The organism is Kocuria sp. GQ42 (genome assembly GCF_059758435.1).
In genome coordinates, this window is record NZ_JCAXEN010000005.1 from 266,111 (window position 1) to 285,024 (window position 18,914).

Sequence of the window (18,914 nt, forward strand, 5' to 3'; positions counted from 1 at the left end):
ACACAGGAGGACACGTTGGATCTTGAGCCACTGGCAGGACTCTGCCTCGACGGGCTCGAAGCCACCACCTGGTCGGAGGCACTCTCCGTACTGGCGGAGGCAGCCCTCGTGAACGGGTACGTGCGCGAGTCGTTCCCCGCAGCCCTCGCCGACCGCGAACGTCGCCACCCCACAGGTCTGCCCACCGTCGTGCCGACCGCGATCCCGCACGCAGACCCGGAGCACGTGCTCACCGCCGGACTGGGCATCGCCCGGCTCGCGCAGCCGGTGCCCTTCGGTGAGATGGGCCGCTCCAACAGCCTGATGGAGGTCCAGCTCGTCGTCATGTTGCTGGTGCCCGCCGCGCAGTCGCACATGGCGGCGCTGACCACCGTCATCGGCGCCGTCAGTGACGAGGCACGCATGCGTTCCCTGCTCGCAGCCGTCAGCGACGAGGATCTGGCCCATCGGGCCACCGCCGCCTTCTGCCAGATCGAGGGCACGTGACGCTTCGCCAGGTCTGTAAGCCAACGGGGTGGCTCATCCGCAGACGTCTTTCCCCCACTGCACTCTTCTGCCTGCCAGGATCTTGCGCCGTCGCCTTGACGGCCGTCAGAACCTGGCCTCACAAACGTTTCTCTCCTGGCCGTCACCTGAGGCCATCACGACAAGGGGAGAAACACCCCCCCCGGGAAGCCGGTCGGTTCCACGATGCGCCGCTGGAGAACCAGCCATCCGGGCCACTGGCTCGGTCCTGTCCTCTACGGCCGTCCCGGCGGTGACTTCCTGTTAAGGCTGGTCGGCTCCGAGCGGCACGGCTCGGAGCCGACCACGCCGATGCATCTGCCTTCCACCGCACCCGATCGTCGACCCGTATCCGCACGAGCGGACCTCGAAGGAGAGAATCCTCATGACCTATGTTCTTCCGTTCACCGAGATCGATCTGTCCGACCTCGAGGAGGTCGGAGGCAAGAACGCCTCCTTGGGCGAGCTGATCCGCAACCTGGGCGCCGCCGGGGTGAAGGTCCCGGGCGGGTTCGCCACGACCGCCACGGCCTTCCGGGAGTTCCTGCAGGCCGACGGGCTGGGCGCGCGGATCGCCGAGATACTCGAAGGTTTGGACACCGATGACGTCAGCGCCTTGGCCAGGGCGGGCGCACAGATCCGGTCCCTTATCCAGCAGGCACCGTTGCCGGCGGCCCTGGAGAACAGCATCCGCAGTGCCTATGCGGAACTGGTCGCTTCCCAGCCAAGGGGAGGTACGGACGTGTCCTGGGCGGTGCGCTCGAGTGCGACCGCGGAGGACCTGCCGGACGCCTCCTTCGCCGGGCAGCAGGAGACGTTCCTCAACGTGCGAGGGGTGGAGAACGTGCTGGCCGCGGTCAAGGACGTCTTCGCCTCGCTCTACAACGACCGGGCGATCGCCTACCGGGTCCACCACGGCTTCGCCCACGCCGAGGTGGCGCTCTCGGCCGGGGTGCAGCGGATGGTGCGTTCGGACGTGGGGGCCTCGGGGGTGATGTTCACCATGGACACCGAGTCCGGGTTCACCGACGCGGTGTTCATCACCTCCTCCTACGGGCTGGGGGAGGCCGTGGTGCAAGGCGCGGTGAACCCGGACGAGTTCTACGTCTACAAGCCGGCCCTGGCCGCGCACCGGCCGGCGGTGCTCAAGCGCGGGCTCGGGGAGAAGGCCCTGCAGATGACCTACACCGACTCCCAAGAGCTCGGGGAAACCGTGCGCTTCGTGCCTGTGCCGGCGCATCTGCGCCGGCGCTTCAGCCTCACCGACGCCGAGGTCGAGCAGCTGGCCCGATACGGCGTGGCGATCGAGGATCACTACGGCCGGCCCATGGACATCGAGTGGGGCAGGGACGGGACCGACGGGCAGCTCTACATCCTGCAGGCCCGTCCCGAGACGGTGGTCTCCCGCCGGGCAGCCGGCAACATCTTCCGCTACCGGCTCCAGGGGAGCGGGCCGGTGCGGGTGGAAGGGCGGGCCATCGGCCAGCGCATCGGCGCGGGAGAGGTCCGTATTCTCAGCTCCCATGAGGAGATGGCCTCCTTCCAGACCGGCGACGTCCTGGTCGCGAACATGACGGATCCGGACTGGGAGCCGATCATGAAGAAGGCCGCCGCGATCGTCACCGACCGCGGCGGGCGCACCTGCCACGCGGCCATCATCGCCCGGGAACTGGGCATCCCCGCCGTCGTCGGCACCGGCGATGCCACCACGGCTCTGTTCGACGGGGATCCGGTGACGGTCTCCTGCGCCGAGGGCGAGGCCGGCCTGGTCTACCAGGGGCTGCTGGACTACACCGTGGAGGAGACCGCCCTGGAATCCATGCCCGAGGCACCGCTGAAGGTCATGATGAACGTGGGCACCCCGGAGCAGGCGTTCAGCTTCGCCCAGCTGCCCCACCACGGCGTGGGCCTGGCGCGGCTGGAGTTCATCATCAACCGCCAGATCGGCATCCATCCCCTGGCCCTGCTCGTCCTGGAGAACGACGACGAGAGCCTGCCGGACGACGTCGCCCGGCGCATCCGGGAGCGGATCGCCGCCTACGCCGGCCCGCGTGACTACTACGTCAAGCGCCTGGCCGAGGGCATCGCCACGATCGCCGCCGCCTTCGCCCCCGAACCGGTGATCATCCGGCTCTCGGACTTCAAGTCCAACGAGTACGCCAACCTCCTCGGCGGCCCACAGTTCGAACCGGAAGAGGAGAACCCCATGCTCGGCTTCCGGGGCGCCTCACGGTACCTGTCGGAAAGCTTCCGGGCGGCCTTCGAGATGGAGTGCGAAGCGGTCAAGCACGCACGCACCACCATGGGCCTGAGCAACATCAAGCTCATGGTCCCGTTCGTGCGCACCGTGGCCGAAGCCGAAGGCGTGGTGGCCCTGCTGGCGGACAACGGCCTGCGGCGCGGTGAGGACGGCCTGCAGATCGTGATGATGTGCGAGCTGCCCGCCAACGCGCTGCTGGCCGATGCGTTCCTGGACCACTTCGACGGGTTCTCCATCGGCTCCAACGACCTCACCCAGCTCACCCTGGGCTTGGACCGTGACTCCGCCCTGGTGGCCGCCTCCTTCGACGAGCGCGACCCGGCGGTGAAGAAGCTGCTCGCGATGGCCATCGCCGCCTGCAAGGAGCGCGGCAAGTACGTCGGGATCTGCGGCCAGGGCCCCAGCGACCACCCCGACCTCGCCGCCTGGCTGCTGGAACAGGGCATCGACTCCGTCTCGCTGAACCCTGACGCCGTCGTGGACACCTGGCTGTCCCTGGCCCGCACCGCACCCCGGCCCGGCGCCTGATGGTGTCCCTGCCCTGGCGACCCCACGTGCCAGGGCAGGGACACCGACCCGCAGACACGGCACCAGAGAAAGGCACATCAGAAGTGACTGACACCTGCCCCGTGGCGTTCTTCGTCTCGGACAGCACAGGAATCACCGCCGAGACCCTGGGCACCACCTTGATCACCCAGTTCCCCGACCAGCACTTCGAACGCCACACCGTGCCGTTCATCGTCACCGTGGAGCGGGCACGGCAGGTGGCGGCCCGGATCGACGCCGTGGCTGCCTCCGGACGGATGCCGGTGGTGTTCTCCACGGTCGTCGCCCCGGACATCCGCGGCATCCTCGCCGGCAGTCAGGGCTTCTTCGTGGACCTCTTCGGCACCCACCTCCCCCAGCTCGAGACCGCGCTGCACACGCGGGCGAGCCTGCAGCCGGGCAGGGCCCACGGCCTCGGGGACGCCATCCGCTACCAGACCAGGATGGCGGCGGTGGAGTACGCCATGGAGCACGACGACGGGCAGTCCATCCGGGCCCTGGAGCGGGCCGACCTGATCCTCATCGCCCCGTCACGCTGCGGCAAGACCCCCACCACCATGTACCTGGCCCTGCAGCACGGCATCCATGTCGCCAACTTCCCGCTGGTGGACGAGGACTTCGAGCACCGATCCCTGCCGGCACCCATCACGTCCCATAGCAAGAAGTGCTTCGGACTCACTTCACAGCCGCTGCGGCTGAGCCAGGTCCGCCAGGAACGACGACCCGGAACGGTCTACTCCTCTCTGGCCCAGTGCTCCTGGGAGCTGCGCAACGCCGAGGAGATGTACGCGCTGAACGGCATTCCCCACGTCAACTCCGCCTCCATGTCCGTCGAGGAGATCTCCGCCACGATCCTGCAACAGATGCAACTCTAAGAAGTTCGCCCCGGCGAGGAAGCTGCTGCTGCCCCTGACCGCTGCATACTTCATCGGCTACTACTGGCCGCAGGGTGATCCTCTGGAGGTCGTCGCGGAACTGTCGGCACTGTAAGAAAATCGGTGTGTGGAGTCCAGCGGTTCTCATCAGTAAGTGGTTGTCTCGAATCGTCCGGCGAAGGGGAAACGCGAACGCGTGCAGCGTCGGCTTCCACCTCATCACCCAGCGTGCTCTACCGCCGCCGGTCGCAAACGGGCGGGAGAAGCACCAATGGATGGGGTTCGTTATTCCTGGTCATGGGAGGCACAGATGTAGGACCATCAGGGCAGTACGGAGACCTTGGGTGTTCGGCACCCGAGCCACAAGTGATTGCCGGACTCAGGTTGCTCGTGAGTTCACAGATCTTTCCAGTGACGAGCTCTGCCTGCACTGGGACGGTCGCGGTACAGCCGGCACTCGCGTAGATCCAGCATTTTTCGCTCGCCCAGTGCCACGTCGCGGACCCATGCCACATCCAGCTCGGGACTAATCAGGTCCACCACACCTACGTATTGCCTCTCCGAGCCGACCCATGCTTGGATCCGGTCGCCTCGGCGCAGCTCTGTGGGAGGGATCTGTCCGGTGCTCGTGGTCATCACTTTTCCGTTCTCGTATCCCTGGACACTCATCCTTCGACTACCGGTGTCACATGCCCTCGTGTCCGATGGTCCGGGTTGCCTCGATGTGTGCAAGGCGCACGGCGGAATCCGGGCGGGGAGACCCTTTCTGGGACCTGATGGCATCAGGCCGTCCAGTTCCTTCGGCCATCCCCGCCCGGCGCCGGTGCTGGCGCACGCATCTGAGTGGTGAAGTTAGGGCTGGTCGTGGTTGTGCTCGAGGACGGCGACGAGTTCATCGAGGACCTGCTCTGCGCCGTCGCCGTCGGCCCGTAGCACGACGGTGTCACCCTTGCCGGCGCCCAGGCTCATCAGTGACAGCACGCTTGAGGCATCCAAGGCGTCGTCTGCTGGGGTGCCCGGGCTGGCGATGGTGACTTCGAGGGGTTGCTCGGCGGCGGCCTGGGCGAAGATTGCCGCCGGTCGGGCGTGCAGTCCGGAGTCGCTGCCGACGGTGGCTGTACGTTCTGCCATGGGGTTCTCCTGTGGGATGTGATGGGACGGGATGGGGTGATGGGGCGCACCAGGCGGTGAGCGCGCTGAGGGCAAGGTCAGAGGCCGAGGCGGTCGAGCTCGGGCAGGCGGTCCCGGAGCGACTGCCGGGCGGCCTGGGCGGTGCGGGCGGTCAGCGCCACGCGGGCCAGGTTCTGAGCTTCGGTGAGGGTGACCGAGCGCAGGACGGCCCCGACGGCTGCCAAGGAGCGGGGCGACATCGACAGGGAGGTGACGCCCAGGCCGGTGAGCACCACGGCCAAGGCTGGATCAGCGGCGGCCTCCCCGCAGACCCCCAGGGGTCTGCCGGCCGCCCGCGCCCCCTCCGCGGCAGTGTGGATGAGTCGGAGCACAGCCGGCTGCCAGGGGTCGTTGAACTCGGCCAGGGTGCTGAGCTGGCGGTCGGCGGCCATGACGTACTGGGTCAGGTCATTGGTGCCCAAGGAGGCGAAGGCGACCTCGCCCAGGATCTCCTGGGCCGTCAGCGCCGCGGCGGGCACCTCGATCATCACCCCCGACATGGGCAGCCCGTGCTCGGCGCACAGGGCGGCAAAATCCTCGGCCTCGGCCGGGGTGGACAGCATGGGGGCCATCACCCACACCTCGGCCTGCTCGGCGGCCGCCGCGGCGGCGATCGCGCTCAGCTGACGGGCCAGCACCCCAGGGCGGGTGCGGTCGGTGCGCAACCCTCGCACCCCCAGCGCCGGGTTGGGTTCGGCAGCGTCGGTGAGGAAGGGCAGGGGCTTGTCCGCCCCGGCATCCAGGGTGCGCACGACGACCTTCTTCCCCGGAAAGGCGGCGAGGACCCCCCGGTACTGCTCGGTCTGTTCCTCCACGGTGGGTTCGATGGCGTGGCCCAGGAAGCAGAACTCGGTGCGCAAGAGCCCGACGCCTTGTGCCCCGGCGGCAGCGGCGGCCACGGCGTCCTCGGCTCCACCGACGTTGGCCAGCAGCGGCACCTGGTGTCCGTCGGCGGTGACCCCGGCTCCGTCGAAGGCAGCCAGTTGCTCCCGCTGGGCCTGCCAGGCGTCGGCGGCTGTCATCAGCTCTGCAGAGGGTTCGGTGACGACCGTACCAGCGGCGCCGTCGACGTAGACCAGCTCACCGTCGGGCAGGCCCCCCAGTCCCGGAACGGCCACGATGGCCGGGATGCCCAGGGCCCGGGCCAGGATAGCGGTGTGCGACTGGGGCCCGCCATGGCTGGTGACCAGGGCCAGCACCTGCGCGGGATCGAGGACCGCGGTGTCGGCCGGGGCCAGATCCTCGGCGGCCAGAACGAACGGCTGATCGGCCACCGGGATGCCCGGGGCCGGCACTCCGCGCAGTTCGGCCAGGATGCGGGAGCGCACGTCCAGCACATCGGCGGCGCGTTCGGCCATGTACCCGCCCAGGGAGACGAGCGTGTCGGCGACCTGGGCGGCGGCGTCCCACAGGGCCCGCTCGGTGGACAGCCCGTCGCGCATCAACCGACGGGCGCCCTTGTGCAAGGACGAGTCGGTGGCCATCAAAGCCGTAGCCCCCAGCACCTCGGCCGCCTCGGGCGAGACAGCTTCTGCTCGGGCCCGCAACGCTGCAGACACAGACGCACCGGCCTCTTTCAGCCGTTGGACCTCGCCGACGAGCTGCTCCTCATCCATCGGGTGCAGCTGGCGGGTGGGCTCCTTCAAGGGTGCAGGCATGTGCCGAACGGGGCCCACGACCCGGCCGGGGCACACCCCGACGCCCTGCAACGGGACCTTGGTTGTCATGGCGTCAGGGGAGTTCATGGGTGTCGATCACCGTTCGATTCGTTCGGGCGGAAGGGTGAGGGTCAGCACGGCAGCGCAGGCGCCGACCCAGGATCACGGTCCGCACTCGGGAGGAAAGCGGTCCCTGGGTGGACCGGGAATTTCACCGGTCGCACGAACTGTGGCGCGCATCACTGCCGTCTTGTATAGCACCAATCTCCCGCGCGTGCACTAAGTTGCATCAAAAAAGAACATATATGCACGTATGTGATTTCTTGAAGCTTGGCCTTGCCCTCGGGCGTCCCGCTCCCTCCGAAGTGGAGTGGGGTGCTGCTGCCGCTGCCCGTGCCCATCAGGAGGGGTGCTTCTGGTGCGGTGTCGACGGTGGCCCATGCGACAACAAATCCGTAAACCTATTGCCCCCACCGCCAAACTCATGTTAGATGGGTCACATGCACGTATGGGAGTACCTAACGTCACATACGTGAGTATGGTGTCCAGGTGGCACCGCCGAACCTTCCATCATCCTTCGGCCGAAAGGCCCCAAGCAGAGGAGTCGCCGTGTTCGCACAGCTCCTGGCTGCAACACAGCCCATCGCTCCACCACCCGGTCAGGACAACCCTGTGCTGGGCGCCCTGGACTGGGCGGCCACGAACTTCATCGGGCTCTTCAACGAGGCCGGTGAGACGTTCATGAGCCTGGTCACCGGGATCCTCCCGACCCTGTTGGTGCTGCTGACCACGATGTACGCGATCACCACGTGGGTTGGGGAGGAGCGCATGGACCGGGCGATCCAGCGCTCCGGCAAGTACGCCATCACGCGGTACACGGTGATGCCGATCCTGGCCGTGATCATCCTGACGAACCCGATGTGCTACTCCTTCGCGAAGTTCCTGCCCGAGCGGCAGAAGCCTGCCTTCTACGACTCGGCCGTCTCCTTCGTGCACCCGGTCACCTCGTTCTTCCCGCACGCGAACGCGGGAGAGCTCTTCGTGTGGACCGGGGTCGCAGCCGGTGTCCTCGAGGTGAGTGACGCCTCCTACGCCCGCCTGGCGCTGCTGTACTTCCTGGTCGGCATCGTCGTGATTTTCATCCGCGGCATGGTCACGGAGTGGATCACCCGCCTGATGATCCGGCGCACCGGCAGATCGGAACTGTTCGACGAGTTCGACCGCCACTTCGCCGCGAGCAAGCCCGCCGTCACTTCGGCCGTGAAGGAGGCCTAGGCATGAGCGAGAACAGCAACGCTGCCGCGCACAGCGATGAGAGCACCCAGTACAGGTCCGTGACCGTCAACCGCGGCGGCGCCGGCTGGGGCAAGGGCCTGCACCTGACGCCCACCCCGGAGAAGAACATCGTGCTGTCCGTGACCGGTGGGGGCATCCACCCGGTGGCCGCGCGGATCGCGGAACTGACCGGGGCCGAGGCCGTGGACGGTTTCAACACCACCGTCCCGGACGAGACGGTGCTCGCCGCGGTGATCAACTGCGGTGGAACGGCGCGGATCGGTGTGTATCCGCGCAAGAAGATCGCCACGGTCGACGTCTATCCGGGAGAACCCTCCGGGCCCCTGGCGCAGTTCATCACCGAGGACCTGTTCGTGTCCGCCGTCGGCGTGCAGCAGGTCCAGCCGGCGGAGGACGGGCAGGCGGCCAACACGGTTCCTCCGGCCGATGCGGGCCAGCCCACCGCGGCGTCGACCACCTTCGCCCGGCCCCCCGCCAAGGAGCGACTGGCGCAGACCGCCGAGGCCATGGGCGGTGGCAGCAAGATCGGGGGGGCGTTCTCCCGCTTCGTCGTGCGCTTCGGCTCCGCCATCGGCTACTTCATCAACACGCTGCTCTCCGCGGGCCGCCAGGCCGTCACGCTGACCATCCAGACGATCCTGCCGTTCATGGTCTACGTCAGTCTCCTGATCGGCATCGTGACCTACACGGGGGTCTCCGAGTGGATCGCCCAGGGCGTGCAGCCGCTGGCCAGCAACCCGCTGGGCCTGATCCTGCTGGGGTTCATCACGGCCATCCCGATCCTCTCCCCGATCCTCGGCCCGGGTGCGGCCATCGCGCAGGTGGTGGGGGTGCTCATGGGCACCCAGATCGCCCAGGGCGCGCTGCCGGTGCAGTACGCGCTGCCCACACTGTTCGCCATCAACGGCCAAGTGGGATGCGACTTCGTCCCGGTGGGGCTCTCCCTCGGGGAGGCCAAGCCGGAGACCGTCGCGGTCGGCACGCCGGCCGTGCTCTTCTCCCGAATGATCACCTCCCCTCTGGCGGTGCTCATCGCCTGGGGCGCCAGCTTCCTGCTCGTCTGAGACTCGTCTGAGAAAGGTGCACCACCGATGAGCCAGATCCGATCCGTCAACAACGTCAGCAACGTCAACACCGTCGAAAGGAACGAGATGACCACGCAGTCCGACGACGTCATCTACGACAGCGAAGTCAGCACCGTGGGCGAGGACGCCGCGTCGATGGTGGAGGGCGGCGTGCTGATCTTCTTCGCCGACCCCTGCCCCGCAGCGCTGGCGGAGGTGAGCGTGGTGCACAAGCCCACGGGCCCGGCCACCCGCGACCCCCAGCCCGGAGACGTCCTCCAACTGGGCGAGAAGAGTGTGCGCTTCACCAAGGTGGGCGACCTGGCGGCCTCCAATCTGCGCGAGCTGGGACATGTGGTCGTGTACCTGGACCCGGCGGAGAACGTGAAGCTGCTTCCCGGCGCCATCCACGCCCACGGCACCCTGGACCTGCCGGCCCCGGGGGCGCGCCTGACCATCCGCACCGGATCCGCCGAGTAGCCGGGGGGCACGTCATGAACACCGAATTCGCCCTGCTGTTCGGGGTGGCCCTGGTCCTCGGGGCCGGAGGAACACTGCTGCAGCACCGCGCCTACGCCCGCGCGGTCGCCCGGCTGGCGGAGACCTACCGCGGGCGGGCCGCCAAGCTCGTGTCCGGGCGGCACAAGGGGAAGCTGCGCGGGGCCGTCGTCCTGCTCGTCGTCGACGAGGCGACCCGCCAGGTGCTGGCCGCCGAGAAGATGACCGGCATGTCGGTCCTGGCCCGCTTCCGGCCCGCCCCGGAGCTCCTCGGCCCCGTCGGAACCGCGGACCAGGGAGCCACCAACCCTCAGACGGCTTCGGCCGTCCGGGATGCTCAGCAGCAGTTCGCCGCACTGATGCGGACGCAGAAGAAGGCCCCCGCCGCGAAGCAGGGGACCGTCCAGAGAACAGCCCACCCGATCGCCACCCCTCAACGGTGAAGAACCTCAGCTAAGGAGTCCCCCGTGGGATACAGCAAGAAACTCATCGCACGCCAGGCCGAGACCGGCCGTCCCGTGCGCGTCGGCCTCGTCGGAGCAGGACAGATGGGATCCGGCTTCATCGCCCAGATCAGCCGCCAGCCAGGCATGGACATCACGGCCGTGGCCGACATCGCCGCCGACCGCGCCGTCACCGCCCTGGCCAACGCCGGTGTCACGGACGTGCAGCAGAGCGAGGACATCGCCGAGCTCGCCGCCGCTGTCGAAGCCGGCGGCCACGTGGTCGTCACCGACGCCGTGGCACTGACCCGGCTCCCGGTCGACATCGTGATCGAGTGCTCCGGGGTTCCGGAGGTCGCCGCGAAGGTCGCCCTCGCGTCGATCCTCGCCGGCAAGGACGTGGCACTGATGACCGTCGAGGCCGACGTGACGGTCGGTCTCCTGCTCGCCCGGCTCGCTCAGCGCAGCGGCGTCGTGTACACCGTGTGCCGCGGCGACGAGCCGGTCGAGTGCCTCAAGCTGATGGAGTTCGTCGAGGACATCGGCCTGGACATCGTCTGCGTCGGCAAGGGCAAGAACAACCCGCTGCGTCCCACCGACACCCCGGAGGACCTAGCCGCCGAGGCAGAGGCGAAGGGCATGAACCCTCGGATGCTCTGCTCCTTCGTGGACGGCACCAAGACCATGATCGAGATGGCCGACCTGGCCAACGCCGCGGACCTGGAGCTCTCCCAGCGCGGCATGATCGGCCCGGAGAGCACCGTCGCCGGCCTGCCGGACGTCTTCAAGCCCCAGGCCGACGGCGGCATCCTCGACCGGTCCGGTGTCATCGACTACGCCACGGGGCCCGTGGCCCCCGGCGTGTTCGTCATCGGCAAGTCGACGGACCCCGTCGTGAGCGAGGAGCTGCGCTACCTCAAACTCGGTGAGGGCCCTTACTTCTCCTTCTACCGCCCGTACCACCTGGCCAGCATCGAGGCCGTGCTCTCCATCGGGGAGGCCGTTCTCGAGCGCCAGCCCTCCCTGGCGCCGGTCGCCTGGAACGCCGAGGTGACCGCGGTCGCCAAGCGGGACCTGTTGGTCGGCGAGAAGATCGACGGCATCGGCGGGTTCACGGTCCACGGTGTGGCCGTATCGGCGCAGGAGGCCGCCGCCGGTCGCGAGCTGCCGATCGGACTCGCCTCCGCGGCCACCCTGGTCCGCGACGTCCCCGCCGGCACACCGGTCACCTACGACGACGTCGAGCTCGACGAGACCCGCACCATCGTCGTCCTGCGCAAGCTGCAGGACCTGCTGCTCAAGGACGGGAACCTGTCCGCCATCGACCTCATCGTCCAGGACACGGTCCAGAAGGAGAACACGCTCCGATGAACAAGCTCGCTGCAGACAAGGACAAGGCGAACGAGATCCTCACCACCATGTGGCGCATCCGCCGGTTCGAAGAAGCGGTCGACGACCTCTTCGGGCGCGGTCTGATGCACGGCACGATGCACCTGTCCATCGGACAGGAGGCCGTCCCGGCCGGGGCGTGCCTGGCTCTGACCCGGGAGGACTACATCACCTCCACCCACCGCGGCCACGGCCACTGCATCGCCAAGGGTGCCAGCATCGAGCGGATGATGGCGGAGCTGCTGGCCAAGGAGACCGGCTACTGCAAGGGCCGTGGCGGCTCCATGCACATCGCCGACCCCGAGACCGGCAATCTCGGCGCCAACGGGATCGTGGCGGGAGGCATCCCCATCGCCACCGGCGCGGGACTGGCCGCCCAGATGAAGGGCACCGACCAGGTCGCCGTCTGCTTCCACGGGGACGGGGCGATGGGTGAGGGCGCCTGGCACGAAGGCGTGGTGCTGGCCGTCATGTGGCAGCTGCCCGTGGTCTTCATCTGCGAGAACAACAAGTACGGGATGTCCATGAGCTCCGAGCAGGCCTTCCGGCTCGAGAAGCTCTCCGACCGGGCCCTGGGCTACGGGCTCCCCGGGGTGACGGTGGACGGCAACGACGTCCAGGCGGTCCACGACGCGGTGGCCACCGCGGTCGACCGAGCCCGCTCCGGCGGGGGACCGACGTTCATCGAAGCCCTGACCTACCGGTGGAAGGGCCACTCCAAGAGCGACAAGAACCTCTACCGCACCCGCGAAGAGATCCAGGAGTGGCAGGGCCGGGACCCCATCCTCGCCTTCGAGAAGGAGGTCGTCGAGCACGGAACCCTGGACGAGGGCCAGCTCGAGGAGGTCCGCACCGCGGTGCGCGATGAGCTCCGCGCGGCCGTGAGGACCGCCAACGCGGCCCCGGAGTCCTCCGTCGACGACCTTCTGTCCGCTGTCTACGCGAAGTGAGTGAGCAACCATGACTGACACCCTGACCGACGTGCAGACACGCACGATCACGTACTCCGAGGCGATCCGCGAAGCCCTGCTCCTGGCCATGGAGGCCGATGACCGGGTCTTCATGATGGGCGAGGACGTCGGAACCTACGGCGGAGCCTTCGGGGTCTCCGGGGACCTGATCCACAAGGTGGGGCCGCAGCGGATGCGCGACACCACCATCAGCGAGCTCGGGATCGTCGGCGCCGGCGTCGGCGCCGCCCTGGCCGGCATGAAGCCCATCGTGGAGATCCAGTTCTCCGACTTCACCGCCCAGGCCATGGACCAGATCGCCAACCAGGCCGCCAAGATCCACTTCATGCTGGGCGGGTCCGTCAACGTCCCCATGGTCATCCGCGCACCCAGCGGGTCCGGCACCGGGGCCGCGGCCCAGCACTCCCAGAGCCTGGAGGCGTGGTTCACCCACATCCCAGGGCTCAAGGTCGTCATGCCCTCCAACCCCCGGGACGCCAAGGGCCTGCTGCTGGCCGCCCTCGAGGACCCGAACCCCGTGATGATCCTCGAGCACAAGCTGCTCTACAAGACCTCCGGGCCGGTGCCCGAGGGGAACTACCACACCCCCCTCGGCGTGGCCGAGGTCGTGCGGGAGGGCAAGGACCTGACCATCATCGCCACCGGCATCGAGGTCAGCCGCTCCCTCGAAGCCGCCGCTCTGCTGTCAGAGCAGGGCATCGAGGCGACCGTGGTGGACCCCAGGACGCTGACGCCCCTGGATACGGACACCATCTTCGCCGCGGTGAAGCGGACCGGGCGCGTGCTCCTGGTCCAGGAAGCCGTGAAGACCGGCGGCTACATGGGCGAGATCTCGGCGCTGATCGCCGAGTCCGACACCTTCGGCCACCTCCGGGCGCCTATTCAGCGCCTGGCCGGGCTGGACATCCCCATCCCGTACGCCCCGAAGCTGGAGAAGGCCGCCGTGCCCCAGGTCAACGACATCGTGGCAGCCGCCACCCGACTCGTCCAGGAGTGGTGAGATGGCCCGCAAGCCGGTCACGATGCCGAAGATGTCCATGACCATGGAGGAGGGCACCATGGCGCAGTGGTTCAAGCAGCCCGGGGACACCGTCACGGCCGGGGAGCCGATCTGCGAGGTGGAGACCGACAAGGTCGAGATGGAGGTGGAGGCCCCGTTCAGCGGGGTGCTGGAGGAGATCGTGGCCCAGCCCGAGGACGTGGTCCCGGTGGGCGAGCCGCTGTGCTTCGTGAGCACCGAGGCCGAGGACCTGCTCGGGGACCTCTTCGATGCCCCGGCCGCACCCGAGGCGGCCGAGCCGGTGGCCGGGCCGCCCGTGCCCTCGGTGGCCGAGGCCCAGGGCGGGGTCTCGGTGCCGGTGGTCGTCGAGTCCCAGGAATCGGCTCCGGTGCCGGCCTCGGCCCCCGCGCCTGCACGGGCCACCGCGCCCACGAACGCGGCGTCCGGCAACCGTAAGCCGGTCACGATGCCGAAGATGTCCATGACCATGGAGGAGGGCACCATGGCGCAGTGGTTCAAGCAGCCCGGGGACACCGTCACGGCCGGGGAGCCGATCTGCGAGGTGGAGACCGACAAGGTCGAGATGGAGGTGGAGGCCCCGTTCAGCGGGGTGCTGGAGGAGATCGTGGCCCAGCCCGAGGACGTGGTCCCGGTGGGCGAGCCGCTGTGCTTCGTGAGCACCGAGGCCGAGGACCTGCTCGGGGACCTCTTCGATGCCCCGGCCGCACCCGAGGCGGCCGAGCCGGTGGCCGGGCCGCCCGTGCCCTCGGTGGCCGAGGCCCAGGGCGGGGTCTCGGTGCCGGTGGTCGTCGAGCCTCTCGGTTCCAGGTCCGGCGCCCCCGCGCCCGCTCCGGCTGCGAACCGGGGGACGACTCCCGGACGCGAGGACGCAAGCGGCTGGCCGGTCGCGGTCCCGGCGGCCCGCAGACTGGCCGCCGAGGCCGGGGTGGACCTCGCCACGGTCCCGGCCACCGGCCCGTGGAACACCGTTCGCGTGCAGGACGTGGAGGCAGTCGTCGCCCGGCCCCAGGCCGCGGCGCCGGTCCCTGCTCCTGCTCGCCGATCCGCTGTCACGGCCCCGCAGAGCACGACGACGGCATCCACCGGCACGACCGCGTCGTCCCCGCAGCCGCGAGCACCTCGGACGGAGGAGGGGTCGCGGGCGGAGATCCGTCGTCGTCGCCTGCGGAAGCAGACCGCGAAGGTGATGACGGCATCGGCCCTGGTCCCGCAGTTCACCGTCTACGCGGACCTGGACCTCACTCTCCTGGACAAGGTCCGCAGGACCGAGCTCAAGGGGGCCGGCTGGACCGCGATCCTGCTCAAGGCCCAGGCCATCGCCCTGCGCACCCACCACTCCCTCAACGCCTACTGGTCGGAGGAGGGACTTACGTCGAACGCGGACGTGGGGATCGCGCTGGCCGTGGACACGGACAACGGCCTCTTGGCGCCCGTGCTGAGGAACCCGGACATCGTGCCCCTGCTGGAGCTCGACCGGCAGATCCGCGGCGCGGCTGCCGACGCACGGAGGGGGTCGCTCAAGCTGGAGCAGCTGCAAGGGGGTACAGCCGTGCTGTCGAACCTGGGGGGCTGGAACATCAGCTCCTTCAACGCGCTGCTCACGCCCCCGCACTCCACGGCCCTGTCCCTGGGGTCGATCGAACGCAGGATCGTCGTGGGTGCGGACGGCACGTTCGGGGCTCGTCTGCTGTGCACCGCGGGGCTGACCGCCGACCACAGGAGCGCCGACGGGGCGGACGCGGCCCGGTTCATCGGCACCCTGCGGGACGTCATCGCCGACCCCGCCCAGCTGGGCGCCGTCGAGTAGGCGCCGGCCGGTCGGGCACCGCTGGGCAGTCGCCGACCGGGCGGACGCCCGACCGGCCGGGTACTCGGCCGGTCGGGCGCCGTCGGGCAGGCACCCGACCGTCAGGTGGTTGCCGGGATGCCGCCACGACTAAGATCGAGACATGAAGCCACCAGCAGGCCGGGCCTCGACCGACCGACCCACGGCAGCCGGGATCGTGCTGGCAGCCGGTTCGGGCACCCGCTTCGGCGGGTCCGTGAACAAGGCGTACCTGCCCCTGGCGGGTCAGAGCCTGATCTCCTGGTCGCTCAACATCATGGCCACCATCAGTGACATCTCACCGCTCGTGCTGGTCATCCGGCCGGAGGACCACCGCCGTGCCGAGGAGGTCCTGGACAAGGAGGTGGCCGCCGACGTCGAGATCGTCTACGGGGACGCGACCCGTCAGGGGTCGGAGCTGCGTGCCTTCCGGCACCTGGTGCCGCGCATCGACGCGGGACTGGTGGACTCCATCCTCATCCACGACTCCGCCCGGCCCCTGCTCTCCGAGGAGCTGTGCGCCGCGGTGCTGCACGCGACCCGCGAGTACGGGGCCGCCATCCCGGCACTCTACGGTCCCGATCTGTCCGTGACCGGTGACGACGGCGCCACGTCCGTGGAGCTGCACCGCGACCATCTGGTCCGCGCGCAGACCCCGCAGGGGTTCGCGGCCCGGCCGCTGGTGGACGCGTACGAGGCGGCGGCCCGGGACGGCCTGGACGCCACGGACACGGCCGGTTGCGTCGCCCGCTACACGGACCTGTCCATCCGGTGGATCTCCGGGGAGGACCAGAACTTCAAGATCACGTACGCCCACGACCTCGTCGTGGCCCAGAAGTTGCTCGCCGCTCTCGACCACCAGGTGCACTGAGCAGGGGCAGCGGCGGCCTCGAGAATTGAAGGTAGCGATGGAACGGATCCAGCACGCATCGTTAGTCTGCGCCTCGTGCCTCAAGGAGTGCGACCACGAGGTCACCTACGCCGGCCGTCTCGTGGCGGCCTTCAAGTGCAGCAACTGCGGGACACAGGTGAACATCCAGGTCGCTGACGACTACTTCCCCGACGTCGGCCGGCGCCTCGCGAGCAAACCGCGGCGCATGATGCTCCGGTTCCGCAAGCACCCGCTGGGCTACACGCTGAGCCTGCCCCGGGCCGTGGCGTCCAAGCCGCGGGAAGTACTGGGAGAGGTACGGCTCGCCATCGCCTCCCGGCAGTCGACCGAGCACGAGGTCACCTCCTCCGCCCCGGTCGACCGGGACATGGAGAGCCCTGCGCCCCCGACCTGTGAGCAGTAGCCGGGCATCCCCGTCCGGGAGCTCCACCGCGTCCGGGCGCCCGGACCAGGACTCCCCGGGTCAGGGAGGGACGCAGCCGGAAGATGGCACACTGAGGCGGTGAACAGCATCCTGCCCCGCACCGGCATCGCCGTCGACGTCCACGCCTTCGGGCCCGAGGGCACCCCGCTGTGGGTCGCGGGCCTCGAGTGGCCGGGGGAGCGCGGTCTTGCCGGGCACTCGGACGGGGACGTCGTGGCCCACGCCGCCGCCGACGCCCTGTTCTCGGCCTCCGGCACGGGCGACCTGGGCGCCAACTTCGGCGTGGACCGCCCCGAGCTGAAGGGTGCGTCCGGGGTGCGGATCCTCGCGGAGGCGGCCCGGATCGTGCGGGAGGCCGGCTTCGAGATCGGCAACGTGGCCGTGCAGCTGATCGGGAACCGGCCGCGGTTCGCGCCGCGGCGGGCCGAGGCCGAGGCCGTGCTCACCGCCGCGGCCGGCGCGCCCGTCACGGTCAGCGCTACGACCTCCGACCGGCTCGGGCTCACGGGCCGCGGGGAGGGCCTCGCGGCCGTGGCCACCGCGCTGGTCGTGCCCGCGGACGCGCGCCGGGCCTGACCGGGGCGCCACCGCCCGCCCTTATGATGGGCCGTGTGACTTTGCGCTTCTACGACACCGCCACCGCGACCGTGCGGGACTTCGCGCCCGCCCACCCCGGCGAGGCCCGTCTGTACTACTGCGGCGCCACCGTCCAGGGCATGCCGCACATCGGCCACGTCCGCTCGGCCCTGGTCTTCGACCAGCTCGCCCGGTGGCTCGCCCACCGCGGCTACCGGGTCACCACCGTGCGCAACGTCACCGACATCGACGACAAGATCCTCGCGAACTCGGCCGCGTCCTTCGCCCCCGACTACGCCGGCGACCACCCCCGCGAGCCGTGGTGGGCGCTGGCCTACCGGTTCGAGCAGGCGTTCAACGCCGCCTACGACGCCATCGGTGTCGGCCGGCCCACCTACGAGCCGCGCGCCACGGGCCACGTCCCCGAGATGCACGCCCTGATCCGCACCCTCGTCGACGCCGGGCACGCCTATCCGGCGCCGGACGGCTCCGGGGACGTCTACTTCGACGTCCGCTCCTGGGAGCGCTACGGCGAGCTCACCCACCAGTCGGTCGACGACATGCAGGACGCCCCCGACGCCGACCCCCGCGGCAAGCGGGACCCCCGCGACTTCGCCCTGTGGAAGGGGCACAAGGCGGGGGAGCCCGAGACCGCCCGCTGGGAGTCGCCCTGGGGCGCAGGCCGGCCCGGCTGGCACCTCGAGTGCTCGGCCATGGCCGCGAAGTACCTCGGCGAGCACTTCGACATCCACGGCGGCGGACTGGACCTGCGCTTCCCCCACCACGAGAACGAGCTGGCCCAGTCGGCGGCGGCCGGGCAGCGGTTCGCGACGCTCTGGCTGCACAACGGGCTGGTCACCTACGCGGGCGAGAAGATGTCCAAGTCGATCGGCAACACCGTCTCCCCGGCGGAGATGCTCGCCGAGGCCCGGCCGCTGGCCGTGCGCTACTACCTCGGCCAGGCCCACTACCGCTCCGTGCTGGACTACCGGCCCACCTCCCTCGCCGAGGCCACGGCCGCGGTCGAACGGGTCGAGTCCTTCCTGCGCGCGGCCCGGGACGCCGGCGCCGACCTCGACGGGGCGGCCGGCGACGTGCCGTCCGCCTTCGGCGACGCCATGGACGACGACCTCAACGTGCCCCAGGCCCTCGCCGTCCTGCACGAGACCGTCCGCGCCGGCAACTCCGCGATCGCCGACGGCCTGGACGCCGCCGCGCCCGCCTGGGCGGTGCGCGCCATGACCGACGTCCTCGGCCTGACCGCGCTCATGGACCTCGGGGACGCCGCCGGGAACGCCGCCGAGCACGCGGCCCTCGACGCCCTCGTGCGCTCGCTGCTGGCCCAGCGCGACCAGGCCCGCGCCGCCAAGGACTGGGCCCGGGCCGACGCCCTCCGGGACGAGCTCGCCGCCGCCGGCGTCGCGGTGCGCGACGCCGCCGGCGGATCCACCTGGTCCGTGGCCTGACGGCCCGCACCACCCACCACGACCGAACAGAGGAAC

General features: G+C 69.7%; 18 protein-coding genes. 15 read left to right on the forward strand and 3 right to left on the reverse strand.

Features of this window, described 5'->3' with window-relative positions; all coding sequences use genetic code 11:
• Positions 1-15 precede the first annotated feature (15 nt).
• The 3 genes from AC6CH6_RS12565 (at position 16) to AC6CH6_RS12575 (ending at position 4,185) form a co-directional block, all read left to right on the forward strand.
• Positions 16-486, forward strand: a complete 471-nt coding sequence (locus AC6CH6_RS12565) for a PTS sugar transporter subunit IIA (protein WP_498255368.1) — start codon at positions 16-18, stop codon at positions 484-486.
• 403 nt (positions 487-889) lie between these two features.
• Positions 890-3,292, forward strand: a complete 2,403-nt coding sequence (ppsA, locus tag AC6CH6_RS12570; protein ID WP_498255369.1) for a phosphoenolpyruvate synthase — start codon at positions 890-892, stop codon at positions 3,290-3,292.
• Positions 3,293-3,375: 83 nt separating this feature from the next.
• Positions 3,376-4,185: a pyruvate, water dikinase regulatory protein gene (locus tag AC6CH6_RS12575; RefSeq protein WP_498255370.1), complete on the forward strand. Its 810-nt coding sequence runs from the start codon at positions 3,376-3,378 to the stop codon at positions 4,183-4,185.
• 396 nt (positions 4,186-4,581) lie between these two features.
• Here the strand turns inward: AC6CH6_RS12575 and AC6CH6_RS12580 are convergent, their stop codons facing one another.
• The 3 genes from AC6CH6_RS12580 to ptsP form a co-directional block, all read right to left on the reverse strand.
• Complete coding sequence (locus tag AC6CH6_RS12580) at positions 4,582-4,821, reverse strand: hypothetical protein (protein WP_498255371.1); 240 nt, start codon at positions 4,819-4,821, stop codon at positions 4,582-4,584.
• Between the two features lie 216 nt (positions 4,822-5,037).
• On the reverse strand, positions 5,038-5,316 hold the full coding sequence (locus AC6CH6_RS12585) for an HPr family phosphocarrier protein (protein WP_498255372.1): 279 nt from the start codon (positions 5,314-5,316) through the stop codon (positions 5,038-5,040).
• A gap of 77 nt (positions 5,317-5,393) precedes the next feature.
• Positions 5,394-7,082, reverse strand: a complete 1,689-nt coding sequence (gene ptsP, locus AC6CH6_RS12590) for a phosphoenolpyruvate--protein phosphotransferase (RefSeq protein WP_498255391.1) — start codon at positions 7,080-7,082, stop codon at positions 5,394-5,396.
• A gap of 540 nt (positions 7,083-7,622) precedes the next feature.
• Between ptsP and srlA the strand changes: the two genes are divergently transcribed.
• The 12 genes from srlA to cysS all read left to right on the forward strand — a co-directional run bounded on the left by srlA (position 7,623) and on the right by cysS (position 18,878).
• A complete protein-coding gene (srlA, locus tag AC6CH6_RS12595; protein WP_498255373.1) occupies positions 7,623-8,288 on the forward strand; it encodes a PTS glucitol/sorbitol transporter subunit IIC in 666 nt (221 codons plus the stop codon).
• Between the two features lie 2 nt (positions 8,289-8,290).
• Positions 8,291-9,373, forward strand: coding sequence for a PTS glucitol/sorbitol transporter subunit IIB (srlE, locus tag AC6CH6_RS12600; protein ID WP_498255374.1), 1,083 nt, complete (start codon positions 8,291-8,293; stop codon positions 9,371-9,373).
• A gap of 27 nt (positions 9,374-9,400) precedes the next feature.
• Positions 9,401-9,853 carry a PTS glucitol/sorbitol transporter subunit IIA gene (locus AC6CH6_RS12605; RefSeq protein WP_498255375.1) on the forward strand — a complete coding sequence of 151 codons (453 nt, stop codon included), beginning with the start codon at positions 9,401-9,403 and terminating at the stop codon, positions 9,851-9,853.
• A 14-nt stretch (positions 9,854-9,867) separates the two neighbouring features.
• Positions 9,868-10,314 (forward strand): transcriptional regulator GutM, encoded by a 447-nt coding sequence (locus AC6CH6_RS12610; RefSeq protein WP_498255376.1) that lies wholly within the window; start codon positions 9,868-9,870, stop codon positions 10,312-10,314.
• 24 nt (positions 10,315-10,338) lie between these two features.
• Positions 10,339-11,685: an NAD(P)H-dependent oxidoreductase gene (locus AC6CH6_RS12615; protein ID WP_498255377.1), complete on the forward strand. Its 1,347-nt coding sequence runs from the start codon at positions 10,339-10,341 to the stop codon at positions 11,683-11,685.
• The gene (locus tag AC6CH6_RS12620; RefSeq protein ID WP_498255378.1) at positions 11,682-12,653 is read left to right on the forward strand and encodes a thiamine pyrophosphate-dependent dehydrogenase E1 component subunit alpha; all 972 of its coding nucleotides are present in this window, start codon (positions 11,682-11,684) and stop codon (positions 12,651-12,653) included. Before AC6CH6_RS12615 ends, AC6CH6_RS12620 begins: the two co-directional genes overlap by 4 nt.
• A gap of 10 nt (positions 12,654-12,663) precedes the next feature.
• The gene (locus tag AC6CH6_RS12625; RefSeq protein ID WP_498255379.1) at positions 12,664-13,674 is read left to right on the forward strand and encodes an alpha-ketoacid dehydrogenase subunit beta; all 1,011 of its coding nucleotides are present in this window, start codon (positions 12,664-12,666) and stop codon (positions 13,672-13,674) included.
• A 1-nt stretch (position 13,675) separates the two neighbouring features.
• A complete protein-coding gene (locus AC6CH6_RS12630) occupies positions 13,676-15,502 on the forward strand; it encodes a 2-oxo acid dehydrogenase subunit E2 (protein ID WP_498255380.1) in 1,827 nt (608 codons plus the stop codon).
• 142 nt (positions 15,503-15,644) lie between these two features.
• Entirely contained in the window at positions 15,645-16,391 is a 747-nt protein-coding gene (locus tag AC6CH6_RS12635) for an IspD/TarI family cytidylyltransferase (protein WP_498255381.1), read from the forward strand.
• Positions 16,392-16,428: 37 nt separating this feature from the next.
• A complete protein-coding gene (locus AC6CH6_RS12640) occupies positions 16,429-16,815 on the forward strand; it encodes a hypothetical protein (RefSeq protein ID WP_498255382.1) in 387 nt (128 codons plus the stop codon).
• 99 nt (positions 16,816-16,914) lie between these two features.
• Positions 16,915-17,412, forward strand: a complete 498-nt coding sequence (ispF, locus tag AC6CH6_RS12645) for a 2-C-methyl-D-erythritol 2,4-cyclodiphosphate synthase (RefSeq protein WP_498255383.1) — start codon at positions 16,915-16,917, stop codon at positions 17,410-17,412.
• A gap of 35 nt (positions 17,413-17,447) precedes the next feature.
• Positions 17,448-18,878 (forward strand): cysteine--tRNA ligase, encoded by a 1,431-nt coding sequence (gene cysS / locus AC6CH6_RS12650; protein ID WP_498255384.1) that lies wholly within the window; start codon positions 17,448-17,450, stop codon positions 18,876-18,878.
• The last annotated feature ends 36 nt before the right edge of the window (positions 18,879-18,914 follow it).